Genomic DNA, 15783 nt, shown 5'->3' with positions numbered 1-15783 from the left:
GAATTATAATTATTCATAATCGTAAAAAAATAAAAGAAAAGGTGGGACAGAAAAAGTGAAAAAGCGAATCATGACTGCAGGAATGTTAGCTATGATACTTGCGATAGGAATGACAGCGTGCACAAAAGCAGACAATACAACAAAAACAGAGAAAACTTCAGAATCAGATGGGAAAAAAGAACTGAAAAAATCGGATGACGAAAAAAATGTAATGAATGCAGAACAGAAAAAGATCTACGAAAAGATCAAGCTGACCTATAAAGAAGAAGAACAGAAAAAAGTTGCGGAAAAATTAGAGAAAAAGAAAGAGTCACAGGATTATAATCTGAACAATATGCTGATTGAATATAATCCATTCGGAACCAATACACAGTCACTGTATGTATATTTTAAAACGGATGCAGCGGTAAAGGTATCCTACACGATCCATGTTAAAGACGATGGCATTTCTGATTTCAGCAGAGATGTATATCAGGATGAGGAATATCAGACAGAACATGAATTCCAGGTGATTGGTCTGATTCCGGATACGGAGAATACAATTACCTTTTATGTGACAAACGAAGATGGGTCTACCAATACAAAGGAAATCGTATACGAAATGGGAAGCCTGTACGGAGAGGAAAAGGTACAGCTTGATACCGATATGAAACAGAGTGCGGATCAGCTGGAAGACGGACTTTATGTGATATTAGGTAATGACAGCAGTTCCATGGATTTCATGTATTATTATGATAACAGCGGAGTGTTAAGAGGTGAGGTGCCGCTTCTGGATTACAGAAGCCACAGGCTGCTTTTTGATGATAATTCCATGTATTACAGCATTTCCGAGAAGAAGATGGCACAGGTAAACCGTCTCGGACAGGTGACAAAGGTGTACAATCTTGGTGATTACAGTCTGCATCATGATTATGTGTTTGATGAAAATGGCAATATGCTGATCCTGGCAACGGATACCACACAGGACAGTGTGGAGGATATCGTGCTGAAGCTGGATGTGAATTCAGGCGAAGTGACAGAGGTACTGGATCTGGAAGACCTGTTTGGTGATTATAAGAAGACCTGTGTGAAGAATTCCTCGGATGAACTGGACTGGATGCATATTAATACGATCCAGTACATGGGAAATGGATCGGTGCTGTTAAGCTCCAGGGAGACGTCTACGATCATTAAAGTGGACAACCTTTATGATGAACCGTCGATTTCCTACATGATCGGTGAGAAGGATTTCTGGGAAGATACATCTTATGTCAGTTGTGTACTGAATAAAAAAGGCGATTTTATAATTCAGGGCGGTCAGCATACGATTACATATGAGACGGATGAAAGCCTTGCAGACGGGCAGTATTATCTGTATATGTTTAATAATAATATCGGAATCAGTGAGACAAGACCGGATTATGACTGGTCTTCCATCGGACTTAAGACCAGTTCGGCAGTGGACGGAAAGAATTCCAAATATTATAAATATCTGGTAGATGAAAATGAAGGGACATTTGAACTGGTGGATTCGTTTAAAGTGCCATATTCCGGATACGTCAGCAGCGCACAGGATATTGGGGATCACGTGCTTGCAGATTCCGGACTGAAGGGAACGTTTACGGAATATGATGCGGATCATAAGGCAATCGCAACATATAAGATTGATTATGAAAAATTCGTTTACCGTGTATTCAAGTATAATTTTGAAGGATATTATTTTGGAAAAAGTGAATAATCCATAAAAATCATATGGAAGTCTTTACGGATAACGATTTATCCGCTAAAATGAAAGCGTCGGTTTTTGCCGGCGCTTTTTGAAAAAGTAGTTGAATTAAGAAAGAAAAGGGGAAAATAGAATGGCAAATCCAATCGTTACAATTGAGATGGAAAACGGAGATATTATGAAAGCAGAACTGTATCCGGAAGTTGCACCGAATACGGTAAATAATTTTGTTTCCTTGGTGAAAAAAGGGTATTATGACGGACTGATCTTCCACCGTGTTATTAATGGATTCATGATCCAGGGCGGATGCCCGGACGGAACCGGAATGGGCGGCCCGGGATATTCGATCAAAGGAGAATTTGCTCAGAACGGTTTTGCAAATGAACTTGCACATACAGAAGGAGTGCTTTCTATGGCAAGGGCAATGCATCCGGATTCAGCAGGCTCACAGTTCTTTATCATGCATAAAGCAGCACCACATCTGGATGGTGCATATGCTGCATTTGGTAAGATCATCGAAGGCATGGATATTGTGAATAAGATTGCTGAGACCGATACAGATTACAGCGACAGACCACTGGATGAACAGAAGATGAAAAAGGTAACTGTTGATACAATGGGAACAGAGTATCCGGAACCGGAGAAAGCATAAAACGGCGGCAGATAGCAACCAATCATAGCAATCAGGCATACAGCGATCAGATACGTCTGATCGCTGTATGTAAATTTCCAACACATATGACGCGGAGGAAAACGACAGATGGAAATGATCCAGACAGAAAAATTGGTATATGAATATGAAAAACGTGATGAAGAAGGCAATGTGATTGGAACATCGCGTGCTATTGATGAAGTAGATATTGAAGCAAAAGAAGGACAGTTTATAGCAATTCTCGGACATAATGGTTCCGGAAAATCAACTCTTGCCAAGCATCTGAATGCAATTCTGATGCCAACAGAAGGTTCCGTATGGGTAGATGGAAAGAATACGAGTAATCCGGATGAACTTTGGAATGTAAGACAGTCGGCGGGAATGGTATTTCAGAATCCGGACAATCAGATCATTGGCACTGTAGTAGAAGAAGATGTGGGGTTTGGTCCGGAGAACCTGGGCGTTCCGACGGATGAGATCTGGCAGCGGGTGGAAGAAAGTCTGAAAGCTGTTGGGATGATTGAATACCGGCATCATTCTCCGAATAAGCTTTCCGGAGGACAAAAACAGAGAGTAGCAATCGCCGGTGTCGTGGCAATGGAACCGAAATGCATCGTTATGGATGAGCCGACTGCAATGCTTGACCCGGTTGGAAGGAGAGAAGTCTTAAAGACGGTTCATAAACTCAGAAAGCAGAAGAAGGTCACTGTGATACTGATCACACATTACATGGAAGAAGTAGTAGATGCAGATAAGATATTCGTGATGGATCACGGAAAAGTCGTGATGGAAGGCTCACCGAAAGAGATATTCTCCAAAGTAGATGAATTAAAGAGTTACCGGCTGGATGTGCCGCAAGTGACGATTCTGGCAGATGAACTCAGAAAACGCGGACTGGATATTCCGAAAGGGATTCTGAGAAAAGAAGAACTGGTAGAGGCAGTGGAACGTTTGACAAGTGAAAATGGTGAGAAGAAATGACAGACATTGCAATTAAGATAGAACATTTGAATTATATATACAGTCCCGGGACTGCATATGAAAAACATGCACTCAGAGACATTTGCCTGGAAATCCCACATGGAGAATTTGTGGGGATCATCGGGCATACTGGATCAGGAAAGTCGACACTGATCCAACATTTGAACGGCCTGGTAAAGGCAACAGATGGTGCATTATATTATAATGGAGAAAACATTTACCAAAATGGGTATGATATGCGTGCACTCCGTAATCAGGTCGGACTGGTATTTCAGTATCCGGAGTACCAGTTGTTCGAGATCGATGTACTGACAGATGTGTGTTTTGGTCCGAAGAATCAGGGACTGAGCAAAGAAGAGTGTGAAAAGCGTGCGCTAGAGGCATTGAAACTGGTAGGGTTAAAAGAAAAATATTATAAATCTTCTCCATTTGAGCTCTCGGGCGGACAGAAACGAAGAGTAGCGATTGCCGGAGTTCTGGCAATGCATCCCAAGGTCCTGGTTCTTGATGAGCCGACGGCGGGGCTTGATCCGAAGGGCAGAGATGATATTCTGGATCAGATCGCATATCTTCATAAGCAGAGCGATATGACAGTGATTCTGGTGTCGCATAGCATGGAAGACATTGCGAGATATGCGGATCGGATCGTTGTGATGAACAAGGGGGCAGTGATGTATAATGGCACACCGAAAGAGGTGTTTGCGCATTATCAGGAGTTGGAGAAGATTGGCCTTGCAGCTCCGCAGGTGACATATATCATGCACGACCTGAAAGAAAAAGGTTTACCAGTAAAGGTAAATGTGACGACTGTGAAAGAAGCAACAGATGAGATTATGCGGGCACTGGAGAAGAAGATATGATAAGAGATATAACAATCGGACAATATTATCCGGCAAAGAGTGTGTTACACAGATTGGATCCAAGAGTAAAGCTGGTGGGAACGCTGCTTTACCTGATCTCACTGTTTTTATTCAACAGTATTCCGGGATACGTGATGACGACGTTGTTTCTGATCCTTGTTATCAGGATATCAAAAGTACCGTTTTCTTTTATTGTAAGAGGGTTAAAACCGGTCATCATGCTTTTGATGATCACGGTGTTGTTCAACTTATTTTTGACGAGGGATGGAGCAGTGTTGTTCCATGCATGGATTTTCACGATCACAGAAGGCGGTCTCAGGACAGCGGTATATATGGCAATCCGGCTGATCTATCTGATCATCGGTTCGTCACTTATGACATTTACAACGACCCCGAATGAACTGACAGATGGAATTGAAGAATTACTCGGACCACTGAACAAGATTCGTGTTCCAGTACATGAGATTGCAATGATCATGTCAATCGCACTCCGCTTCATCCCAATCCTTCTGGAAGAGACGGATAAGATCATGAAAGCGCAGATTGCAAGAGGTGCCGATCTGGAAAGCGGCAATATGATCCAGAAAGCAAAGAGTATGATTCCGATTTTGGTTCCTTTGTTTGTGTCTGCGTTCCGGAGAGCGAATGATCTGGCGATGGCAATGGAGGCAAGATGTTACCATGGTGGTGAGGGACGTACGAAGATGAAGCCGTTAAAATACTGCAGGAAAGATAGAATAGCTTATATTACTGTAATTGCGTATGTGGTTCTCGTTGTTTTAATCGGAAGATTTGTACCACTGCATATATGGATATTTTAGAGGATAAGCGACAGTTATGCATCAGAAAATGGGACGGGGAAAACTCCGTCCCTGATTTATTCCGGGATATGATCACGTGAAAGGAAAGAAAAATATCATGAGAAGAATCAGAATCTTTGTAGCATATGACGGGACGAATTACTGCGGCTGGCAGATCCAGCCGAATGGAATTACAATAGAAGAAAAACTGAATAAAGCGTTAAACAGACTTACCGGAGAAGACATCCGGGTTATCGGGGCAAGCCGTACGGATTCCGGAGTGCATGCGCTTGGCAATGTGGCAGTATTTGATACAGAATCTCCGATTCCGCCGGAAAGATTTTCCTATGCATTAAATCAGAGGCTTCCGGAAGATATTGTGGTAGTGAAGTCAGATGAAGTGCCGCTTGACTGGCATCCGAGATATCAGGATAAAATTTCTAAAACATATGAGTACCATATTTACAATGCACAGATGCCGAATCCATTAAAGACACGATATTGTACATTTGTATCATTTCCGCTGGATATCGGTGCAATGAGAGAAGGAGCCAAATATCTGATCGGAGCGCATGATTTTGTGAGTTTTTGTAATATCCGAACCAATACACAGGATACAGTGAGAACAGTATATGATCTGACGATTGAAAAAAAAGATGATGAGGTTGTGCTGAGAATCACAGGAAATGGATTCTTGTACAACATGGTCCGCATTATCGCAGGTGTCCTGATCCGGGTCGGCAGAGGGTTCTATACTCCGGAAAAAGTAAAAGAGATTCTGGAAGCCAAAGTCCATACTTCAGAAGGGGCCACAGCATTGCCAAACGGACTGGTATTGGTAAAAATAGATTATAAATAATCAATGAATAGTCGGCATTTTGGACAATATACAGAAAAAAATCGGAATAACATACAAAAATAAAAAAAACCGCCATAAAAAGACAAGAATATGTTAAAATACATCTGTCCGGCATAAAGTTGAGAAAGCTGGACGGAAGGAGAAAAATTATGGAAATGTTATTGTATCTCGTTCCGGTATTTGGAATCCTTGGACTGCTCTTTGCAGCTTATTTGGCAGCAAGAGTAGGAAGACAGGATGCCGGAAACGACAGAATGAAAGAAATCGCCACAGCGATCAGTGATGGTGCGCAGGCATTTCTGACGGCAGAGTACAAGATTCTGGTTATTTTCGTTGCGGTATTATTCGTACTTATCGGATTCGGAATCGGTAACTGGATTACTGCTGTATGCTTTGTAGTAGGAGCTTTATTCTCAACGCTTGCAGGTTTCTGCGGGATGAAAGTTGCTACAAAGGCAAATGTAAGAACTGCGAATGCAGCAAAAGAAAAAGGAATGAACAAAGCACTCTCGATTGCATTCTCCGGTGGAGCTGTAATGGGTATGTGTGTAGCCGGTTTTGGTGTATTTGGTGTCAGCATCATTTACATCCTGACTAAAAATGTTGATATTATTACAGGCTTTAGTTTAGGAGCTTCTTCCATTGCTCTGTTTGCACGTGTTGGTGGTGGTATCTACACAAAAGCTGCCGATGTAGGAGCCGATCTTGTTGGTAAGGTAGAAGCAGGTATTCCGGAAGATGATCCGCGTAACCCGGCTGTTATCGCCGATAATGTAGGGGATAACGTAGGTGATGTTGCAGGTATGGGAGCAGACCTTTTTGAGTCTTATGTAGGCGCACTTGTATCGGCACTGACACTTGGAATCGTATATTATAAAGCTGAGGGAGCTATCTTCCCACTCCTGATCGCAGGACTTGGACTTGTAGCTTCTATCCTCGGAACATTTTTTGTAAAGGGTGACGAGAATTCCAATCCACATAAAGCATTAAAGACAGGTTCTTATGTAGCAAGTGTATTGGTACTGATCGTATCTTGTGTATTCAGTAAAGTATTCTTTGGAGATTTTAAAGCAGCGATTGCTATCGTAGCCGGTCTGATCGTGGGACTTCTGATCGGTATCATCACAGAAGTATATACATCCGGAGACTACAAATCAGTGAAAGAAATTGCAGAACAGTCAGAGACAGGATCTGCAACAACCATCATCAGTGGTCTTGCAGTAGGTATGAAGTCTACAGCAATCCCGATCCTTCTGATCTGTGTTGGTATCTTTGTTGCATACCAGACATGCGGACTTTACGGTATTGCACTTGCTGCTGTAGGAATGCTTTCTACTACCGCTATTACAGTAGCTGTAGATGCTTATGGACCAATTGCGGACAATGCCGGGGGTATTGCAGAGATGTCTGAGCTGGATCCACATGTTCGTCAGATCACCGACAAACTGGATGCCGTTGGTAACACAACAGCAGCTATGGGTAAAGGTTTCGCTATCGGATCTGCAGCCCTGACAGCGCTTGCCCTGTTTGTATCTTATGCAGAGGCAGTACATCTGAAGACAATTGATATCCTTGACTCACGTGTAATCATCGGAATGCTGATCGGTGGAATGCTTCCATTCTTATTCTCAGCTATGACAATGTCATCTGTATCAAGAGCAGCATATCAGATGATTGAAGAAGTAAGACGTCAGTTCAAGACAATGCCTGGAATCATGAAGGGTACAGAAAAGCCGGATTATAAATCATGCGTTGCAATCTCAACAACAGCAGCATTAAAAGAGATGCTGGTTCCTGGTGTTATGGCAGTGCTTGCACCACTGGTAGTGGGAATCCTTCTTGGACCTTCCGCACTTGGCGGACTTCTTGCAGGAGCGCTCGTAACAGGTGTTATGATGGCAATCTTCATGTCCAATGCAGGTGGAGCATGGGATAATGCTAAGAAATATATCGAAGACGGTAACCACGGTGGAAAAGGAAGTGAAGCTCATAAAGCAGCTGTAGTTGGAGACACTGTTGGTGATCCATTCAAAGATACATCAGGACCATCTATCAACATCCTGATCAAACTGATGACAGTTGTATCACTGGTATTTGCACCACTGTTCCTGTCAATCGGCGGATTATTATAAGAACATTTTAGAATAATCATAAAAAGCAGACGATATCTGTACCATCCGGTACAGATATCGTTTTTTTACTCAACTATGTGTACAAGAAGAAATTGTCTGCAATCCAAATATCTATAATGAGCAGCAGGCAGCAGAGTTTGCGGGTGATTTATAAAAAGTTGAGAAAAATATTAGAATTGGGGGACTGGCAACCACCCGCTGTTTGTGATAATATATGTGTCGGGACTTTTATTAATTTTGAAAATAGATAGAAAAGAGGCAATAAACATGACAAAAGTAGATATTATTTCAGGATTCCTCGGAGCAGGAAAAACTACATTTATCAAAAAGCTGCTCAGTGATGTATGGGCGGGAGAGAAACTTGTGCTGATCGAGAATGAATTTGGCGAGATCGGTATCGATGGCGGATTCTTAAAAGATGCAGGAATCGAGATTACAGAGATGAACTCAGGATGCATCTGCTGTACACTGGTTGGTGACTTCAGCAAAGCTCTGGTAAAAGTATTAGATGAGTATCATCCGGACCGTGTAATCATTGAGCCATCAGGAGTTGGAAAATTATCTGATGTAGCAAGAGCAATTGAAGCTGTAGAAAAAGATGCGGACATTGAAATTGACGGAAGAATCACAGTTGTAGATGGTAAAAAGGCAAAAATGTACATGAAGAACTTTGGAGAATTCTTCAAAGATCAGGTAGAGCATGCGTCAACAATCGTAGTAAGCCGTACACAGATGATGACAGATGAAAAAGTAGAAGAATGCGTACACACACTTCGTGAAGAAAATGCAGAAGCAACGATCATCTCTACACCATGGGATGAGCTTGGCAAAGAGGCAATCAGTCATGCACTGACAAAGGGTGCTGAGATTGAGAGCCTGTTTGAAGATCATGAAGATCATGATCACGATCACGACCATTGTGACCACGATCACCATGACCATCATGATCACGATCACGACCATTGTGACCACGATCACCACGATCATGATCACTGCGATCACGACCATCATGATCACTGCAATCACGATCATCATGACCACGATCATCATGACCATGATCACGATTGCTGCTGTGGACACGATCACGATCATCACCACCATCATCATGCAGATGATGTGTTTACAAGCTGGGGCAAAGAGACTGTTCATAAATATACAGAAGAAGAATTGGATTATCTGCTGAAAGCGTTGTCGGAGACCACTTCGTATGGAACAATCCTTCGTTCAAAAGGTATCATTCAGATGACAGACGGAGGATGGAAACAGTTTGATTTAGTACCGGAAGAATACGAAGTAAGAGAAGGTCAGCCGGATTATACAGGACGCATCTGCGTAATCGGAACAGATCTGAAGGAAGAAGAACTTCTGAAGTTATTCCACGTATAAGACAGGAAATAGAAAAAAGGAAAGAGGTGCGGGTATGGCAACACCTATGTTTATCGTCACGGGATTCTTAGACAGTGGTAAAACAACCATGATAAAAGATACCCTGATGGAACAGGAATGGATCGAACCGGGACTTACACTGCTGCTTCTCTGTGAAGAAGGAGAAGAAGAGTATCCGGAAGAATATTTGAAAGAAAAGAATATGGCAGTTCTGAAAATCGAAGAATTCGAACAGCTGAACACTGTATTTTTCAAAAACTGTGAAAGAAATTATCATCCGGCACAGATCGTTATTGAATATAACGGGATGTGGAAACTGGAAGATCTGCTTTCGATCAGATATCCAAGAAGCTTCGAGCTGCAGGGCGTATATTCAACCGTTAATGGTATGACATTGGATATGTATCTGATGAATATGAGAAATATGCTGATGGAACAGCTGACAGAATCAGAACTGATCGTTGTAAACCGCTGTGCAGACGGCGTTAACAGATCAGGATTCAGACGGGCACTGAAAGTGCAGAACCCGATGGCACAGCTCCTTTTTGAAGATATGCAGGGTAAGATCATAGAACCGTCTGAAGAAGATCTTCCATATGACGTAAAAGGTGATAAGATTGTGCTGGACGATGTAGACTTTGGAGTATGGTATGTGGATGCATATGATCATCCGGAATTATATCTTCATAAAGAGATTGATTTTAAAGGACAGATCTTTCGACCAAAGGGGATGCCGGACAATATGTTCGTTCCGGTCAGAGAGATCATGACCTGCTGTGCGGACGATGTACGTTATTACGGATATCCATGTAAGGCAGAAATGAAAATTGATGCAAAGACAAAATCCTGGATGCAGATCCGTGCAAGATTCGAGTACGAGGCAGTAAGTTCCTTTGGAAACAAACAGCCGGTATTGTATCTGATCGATATGGAACCAGCCGCAGAGCCGGAAGATAAGGTTGTGTATTTAGGGTAATTGGGATTTAATTTATTAACTGGGGAAGCGGCCTCTCAGTCCTTGAAGGAAACAATAGATAAGGCTTCTTGTTCAGGTTCCATACCATAAGAAACACTAAGAGAGTCAGAATCACCTAAAAGCAAAGGAACTACGCTCAAACTCGGCGTTCGCCTCAAACACGTTCGCTTCGTTCCTTTAACGGTGCTTCTGACTCTCTAACTATTTCTAATGGCATTCCACATTCACAATAATCCTTATCTATTGTTTCCTTCAAGTCGTGACTGGCAGCGGATGTTAATAAATAAAATGTCCGGAAGTGTAACCCGGTGGAGGACACTACGGTTACGCAATTGCCATTTCATTCGTAAGGCATTTGATACACACGGAATAAAACTTGGAAAGGCGTTCCAGTGAATGTGAAAGAGGCGTTGGTAATTCTTAAGGGGCAAAATTCTGCGTTGGGTTTTCAAAATTTGACTGTCTGAGGCGTATGCCGAGTTTCAAATTTTGAAAGCCTGCTTTTAGCAGAATTTTGCCCCTTTAGAATTGACCCGCCGATGGAACCTGAACAGGAACACCTTTTCAAGCTTTATTCCGGTTCGGGTATCCACAGCCTTCCTGAATTAAATCCCAAGCTTATTTTATATCAGAATATACGACGTTTCCTCCGCAAATCGTATATTTCACCTTACCGGTAAGTTCCTTTCCGGTAAATGGTGAGTTTGATGATTTGGAAGCATATTCTTTCGGGATCCATGTTTCATCAGGGTCAAATATAACAAAGTCTGCATCTGCACCTTCCTGAATTGTTCCGTAAGGCAGATGGTATAGCTTTGCCGGGTTCACTGTCATTTTTTCCAGAAGTTGTATCATGGTCAGATATCCGGGCTTTACAAGGTTGGTGATACCGAGTGCAAGGGAGGTCTCGAGACCGATAATGCCGCTTGGGGCTTCTGTGATCGGTTTGGATTTTTCTTCTGTGCTGTGTGGGGCATGATCCGTAGCAATCAGGTCAATAGTTCCATCAGCGAGTCCTGCAATAATCTGCTGGCGGTCATTTTCCGTACGAAGCGGCGGATTCATCTTTGCCAACGTGCCATGTTCCAAAACAGCGTCTTCTGTTAAGGAGAAGTGGTGCGGTGTTGCCTCAGCGTGTAATTTTGCCCCCAGTTTTTTGTATGTACGGATCAGATCAATCGATACACCGGAACTGATATGCTGGATTACAACATCTGCACCGGAACGGAGCGCCAGAAGACAGTCTCTTGCCACCAGTGCTTCTTCGGCAATGGATGGAGAACCGTAGATGCCGAGTGCATCGGATACTTTGCCATGATTGATTCCATTGTTGCGGATAAAAGCCGGGTCTTCTTCGTGAAGACTGATCGGAACGTTTAACTTTGCGGCATTTTTCATCGCCTGATAGCAGAACTCAGCATTCAGAAGAGGGATGCCGTCATCGGTAAATCCGCATGCCCCGGCTTCTTTTAATGCAAGCATGTCTACTTCGTCCCGGCCCTTTAATGAACGGGAGATTGCAGCAGCCTGGAAGATACGGATATCTTCTTTGGAAGCACGTGCAAGATTATCTTTTAGGGTGTCTGTATTGTCGACCGTAGGGGATGTATTCGCCATACAGATTACAGTAGTAAACCCGCCTTTTGCAGATGCCTTTGCTCCTGTATGGATATCTTCTTTATATGTAAATCCCGGATCACGGAAATGTACATGTGTATCGATGAGTCCCGGTCCGACAATGAGTCCTCCGGCTTCCAGAATCTCCTCTGAATCTTCTGAAATTTCAGATGCGATCCTTACAATTTTTCCGTTCTTCACCAGTATATCCATATGCTCGGACAGACCAGATGCCGGATCTACCACAAGTCCATGTTTGATGATCATGATAAATTTCCTCCTTAAAAATCTGATGTTAAAATACAGTAAATATTATAAATGTAGTATAATGTATTGGAAATGGGCTTGTCAATTAAGAGACATGGAACAGGAAAGCTGAATATATGAGAAATAAAAGGAGCACGTAGAACAGAAATGGGATTTAAACGTCTGGAAAAAAATTTGATCGATATTATAAAAGAAGAACAGGCAAAACTTGGATTTCGAAAAGAAGAGATCCGTTTGTATTATCCATTGATTTCCCTCAATCATTTCTTTGAGGCGGATGACGATGTGGATGAGATGCAGACACGTCTGGAACAGTTCCCGGAAGAAGTAAAGAAAAAACTCGGAGATATCTGTGTGACGCACAAAAAAGACAGATTCTGCCTGCATATTCCAGAACAGGGAAGTGTCTATGTACATGAACATACGGCAGAAAATGAATTCATCAAAAAGCTGGTGGAGCTGATGATGAATCACGGAATCAAAAAAGAAGATATCCTTGCGATATTTCAGAAAGAGGCAAAAGATATCAGGGTGGGAGATATGCACAACGGAGAATTTGACTTTTGGGTAAGATTTCCGGAAGAAAATGAGGACGAATACTATTACTGCTTTAAGGACGAAGGGTGTCATATGATCTATCACCGTTTTTTGCCGGAAGATTATGCAGATTTCGGATTCTGAAAGGCAGTCGGAAAAGAATAAAAATACAGATGCAGACAGAAATTATAATTATAACTTATAAATGCTGCCTGCATTTTTAATTATAAAATATCTTGCTATATGTAAAGATTCATGATAAGCTATCCTACATCGTGCTAAAGCAAAGACGTGCTAAAGCGATTTGGGTGAGGATTTATTCTCAAAATAATGACAATTACTTTGACGAATTTGCTGCAATGCGATTACGTTATCATAAAAAACTCAGGAGAGTCTTTTCGTAATGAAATGAAAAGCGCCGAAGGTGTAAGCAGAAAACAGATCTGCAAATCTCTCAGGCAAAAGGATGGAGGAATGAATTATGGGAATTTTTGGACGTATTGACACTTTTATCACATGGTTTGACGGAGTCGTATGGGGACTTCCGTTAATCATCTTAATTCTGGTCACAGGAATTTTTCTGACTGTGCGCTTGGGCCTTCTTCAGGTAAGGTATCTTGGGAAAGCGTTAAAATTCATGGTGAAAAATGAAGAAGACGGACACGGAGAAGTAACCAGCTTTGGAGCTCTTTGTACCGCATTATCGGCAACAATCGGTACCGGTAATATCGTCGGTGTGGCAACTGCAATTTCTGCAGGTGGACCGGGAGCGTTATTCTGGATGATCCTGACAGCATTTTTAGGAATGGCAACAAAGTATTCAGAAGGTCTTCTGGCAGTAAAATATCGTACAATCGATGAAGACGGGCATGTACTTGGCGGACCATTTTATTACATTGAGAATGGAATGGGCGTAAAGTTCAGATGGCTTGCAAAGATATTTGCATTCTTCGGGGCAGGAGTCGGATTGTTCGGAATCGGTACATTTACACAGGTGAATGGTATCTCATCTGCAGTCCGTAACTTTTTTGATCCGGACATGGCGCATACAGTAGCATTATTTGGAAATGATTATTCATGGGCAACTGTAATATCCTGTCTGGTACTGACGGTATGTGTCGGAATGGTTGTATTAGGTGGAATCAAGAGAATTGCAAAAGTATCTGAGATCGTCGTTCCGTTCATGGCGGTTCTGTATGTAGTATTGGCAGTCATTATCATGGTGACAAATATTACCGCAATTCCGGCAGCTATTGTAACAATTGTAAAATCAGCATTTACCGGAAGCGCACTGGCCGGTGGCGCAATGGGAAGTATGATTGTAGCAATGCAGAAAGGTATTGCCAGAGGAATCTTCTCGAATGAATCCGGACTTGGAAGCGCGCCGATCGCAGCGGCTGCAGCACAGACCAAAGAACCTGCAAGACAGGGACTGGTGTCAATGACAGGTACATTTATTGATACGATCGTGATCTGTACGATGACAGGACTTTCTATTGTCATTACAGGAACATGGAATACGGGACTGGAAGGTGTGGAAATTACGACAGCGGCCTTCCAGAAGGGACTTCCGTTCCCGCCGGTTGTGGCATCCTTTGCATTGATGATTTGTCTGGTATTCTTTGCATTTACAACGATTCTTGGATGGGATTATTACGGAGAACGATGCCTGGAATATCTGTTTAATAAGAATATGAAAGCTGTAAGAGCGTATAGATGGCTTTATATTATATGTGTATTCATCGGACCATATATGACGGTTGCGGCAGTATGGAATATCGCAGATATCTTCAATGCATTGATGGCAATCCCGAATCTGATAGCCTTGCTTGTACTCAGCAAAGTCATAGTAAAAGAAACGAAAGCATTTACGGAAAAGCTGAATGTGGAAGAGAAGAATCAGAGAATTCTCAAAGGAATGAATGTAGAGAATGTATAATAGAATATAAGTTCTGTAGAGCATATGGTGATAAAATACAGGGATTTTGGTATAAGAAGCAGAATCCCTGTATTTATTTTTGTCCTCTTATTTTGATAGAAAAATTATGCTGGATGCAGAATTTATAAAAGGTCATACTTTTCTTTAAAAGTCCGTATTATTTCTAAAATAAAACAAAATACATACAATGTTTGTGTAAATTTGTGCAAAATGTGTTAAAATGTAAGAAAACAAAGGACAGGTGCAAAAATGAAGAAACAAAAGAAAGATCCATTGTATAAAAGCTTCGGTTATGCATTTGCCGGAATATTTGCAGTGGTAACGAAGGAACGGAATATGAAGATTCATTGTGTGGCAATGGTTTGTGTGGTGATCGCAGGATTCGTATTTCATATTACACCGGTAGAGTGGTGTATCTGCCTGACATTGTTTGGTCTTGTCATGGCATTGGAAATGGTGAATACGGCGGTAGAAGCAGTGGTTGATCTGGTTACAAAAGAGAGAAGGCCGCTTGCAAAGCTTGCCAAAGATGCTGCAGCAGGAGCAGTACTGATCGTGGCAATCATGGCAGCAATTGCAGGAATGATCATATTTATTCCAAAGCTTTTGGAAAGCCTGTCTATATAGACAGCGAAAGGAGAACGACCTATGGAAAAATTAGGAAGCGGATTAAAGAAAGTATTACTTGCAGGAATCGGAGCAGTTGCAGTCACAGGAGAGAAATCAAAAGAACTTCTGGATGAGATGGTGAAAAAGGGTGAGTTGACTGTTGAACAGGGCAAAGCACTGAATGAAGAACTTAAGCATAACATCAAGTCGACAGTAAGAGAAAAAGTGAATGTAAAAGTAAAAACATCTTCACCGGAAGAACTGGATGAGCTTTTGGATAAGATGACTCCGGAACAGATGGCATTGTTGAAACAGAGAATTGATGAGATGGAGAAAAAACAGGAAGAATTTGAAGCTGCAGAGACGGTAGAAGATGTGGCAGACGAATCCGTATGCGAAGATGCGGCAGAGAAAGCAGCGGAAGAAGAGACAGCTGAGAACGAAGACATTTAAAGAGGAACAG

At 42.1% G+C, this 15783-nt stretch carries 14 protein-coding genes and 1 riboswitch; of the genes, 13 read left to right on the top strand and 1 reads right to left on the bottom strand.

Features of this window, described 5'->3' with window-relative positions; all coding sequences use genetic code 11:
• The first annotated feature begins 55 nt into the window (after nt 1–55).
• From NKF87_RS10150 to NKF87_RS10110, 9 genes are all read left to right on the top strand, one after another.
• Nucleotides 56–1717, top strand: a complete 1662-nt coding sequence (locus NKF87_RS10150; protein WP_253583534.1) for an aryl-sulfate sulfotransferase — start codon at nt 56–58, stop codon at nt 1715–1717.
• A 121-nt stretch (nt 1718–1838) separates the two neighbouring features.
• A complete protein-coding gene (locus NKF87_RS10145; RefSeq protein ID WP_173791270.1) occupies nt 1839–2357 on the top strand; it encodes a peptidylprolyl isomerase in 519 nt (172 codons plus the stop codon).
• A gap of 108 nt (nt 2358–2465) precedes the next feature.
• A complete protein-coding gene (locus NKF87_RS10140; RefSeq protein WP_117598224.1) occupies nt 2466–3338 on the top strand; it encodes an energy-coupling factor transporter ATPase in 873 nt (290 codons plus the stop codon).
• Between the two features lie 5 nt (nt 3339–3343).
• Entirely contained in the window at nt 3344–4198 is an 855-nt protein-coding gene (locus NKF87_RS10135) for an energy-coupling factor transporter ATPase (RefSeq protein WP_055283653.1), read from the top strand.
• Nucleotides 4195–5019, top strand: a complete 825-nt coding sequence (locus NKF87_RS10130) for an energy-coupling factor transporter transmembrane component T family protein (protein WP_028087076.1) — start codon at nt 4195–4197, stop codon at nt 5017–5019. Before NKF87_RS10135 ends, NKF87_RS10130 begins: the two co-directional genes overlap by 4 nt.
• A gap of 97 nt (nt 5020–5116) precedes the next feature.
• Entirely contained in the window at nt 5117–5857 is a 741-nt protein-coding gene (truA, locus tag NKF87_RS10125) for a tRNA pseudouridine(38-40) synthase TruA (protein WP_117598223.1), read from the top strand.
• 149 nt (nt 5858–6006) lie between these two features.
• Nucleotides 6007–7989, top strand: coding sequence for a sodium-translocating pyrophosphatase (locus tag NKF87_RS10120; RefSeq protein ID WP_055283604.1), 1983 nt, complete (start codon nt 6007–6009; stop codon nt 7987–7989).
• A 267-nt stretch (nt 7990–8256) separates the two neighbouring features.
• A complete protein-coding gene (locus tag NKF87_RS10115; protein WP_117598222.1) occupies nt 8257–9375 on the top strand; it encodes a CobW family GTP-binding protein in 1119 nt (372 codons plus the stop codon).
• Nucleotides 9376–9409: 34 nt separating this feature from the next.
• On the top strand, nt 9410–10351 hold the full coding sequence (locus NKF87_RS10110) for a GTP-binding protein (protein WP_028087072.1): 942 nt from the start codon (nt 9410–9412) through the stop codon (nt 10349–10351).
• 618 nt (nt 10352–10969) lie between these two features.
• On the opposite strand, the gene NKF87_RS10105 is transcribed toward NKF87_RS10110, so the two are convergent.
• Nucleotides 10970–12235, bottom strand: coding sequence for a dihydroorotase (locus NKF87_RS10105; RefSeq protein WP_117598221.1), 1266 nt, complete (start codon nt 12233–12235; stop codon nt 10970–10972).
• A gap of 147 nt (nt 12236–12382) precedes the next feature.
• Between NKF87_RS10105 and NKF87_RS10100 the strand changes: the two genes are divergently transcribed.
• The 4 genes from NKF87_RS10100 to NKF87_RS10085 all read left to right on the top strand — a co-directional run bounded on the left by NKF87_RS10100 (nt 12383) and on the right by NKF87_RS10085 (nt 15773).
• Complete coding sequence (locus NKF87_RS10100; RefSeq protein WP_028087070.1) at nt 12383–12916, top strand: DUF3877 family protein; 534 nt, start codon at nt 12383–12385, stop codon at nt 12914–12916.
• A gap of 231 nt (nt 12917–13147) precedes the next feature.
• Nucleotides 13148–13252: riboswitch (glycine riboswitch) on the top strand.
• A 1-nt stretch (nt 13253) separates the two neighbouring features.
• Nucleotides 13254–14711 (top strand): alanine/glycine:cation symporter family protein, encoded by a 1458-nt coding sequence (locus tag NKF87_RS10095; protein WP_117598220.1) that lies wholly within the window; start codon nt 13254–13256, stop codon nt 14709–14711.
• Between the two features lie 249 nt (nt 14712–14960).
• The gene (locus NKF87_RS10090; RefSeq protein ID WP_117598219.1) at nt 14961–15338 is read left to right on the top strand and encodes a diacylglycerol kinase family protein; all 378 of its coding nucleotides are present in this window, start codon (nt 14961–14963) and stop codon (nt 15336–15338) included.
• 21 nt (nt 15339–15359) lie between these two features.
• The gene (locus NKF87_RS10085) at nt 15360–15773 is read left to right on the top strand and encodes a phasin family protein (RefSeq protein WP_117598218.1); all 414 of its coding nucleotides are present in this window, start codon (nt 15360–15362) and stop codon (nt 15771–15773) included.
• Nucleotides 15774–15783: the final 10 nt, after the last annotated feature.

This window comes from Dorea longicatena (genome assembly GCF_024168045.1).
In the GTDB taxonomy this organism is placed as follows: Bacteria; Bacillota; Clostridia; order Lachnospirales; family Lachnospiraceae; genus Dorea_A.
Note: the sequence above shows the minus strand (reverse complement) of the source record. Positions and strands in the feature narration are given on the sequence as shown.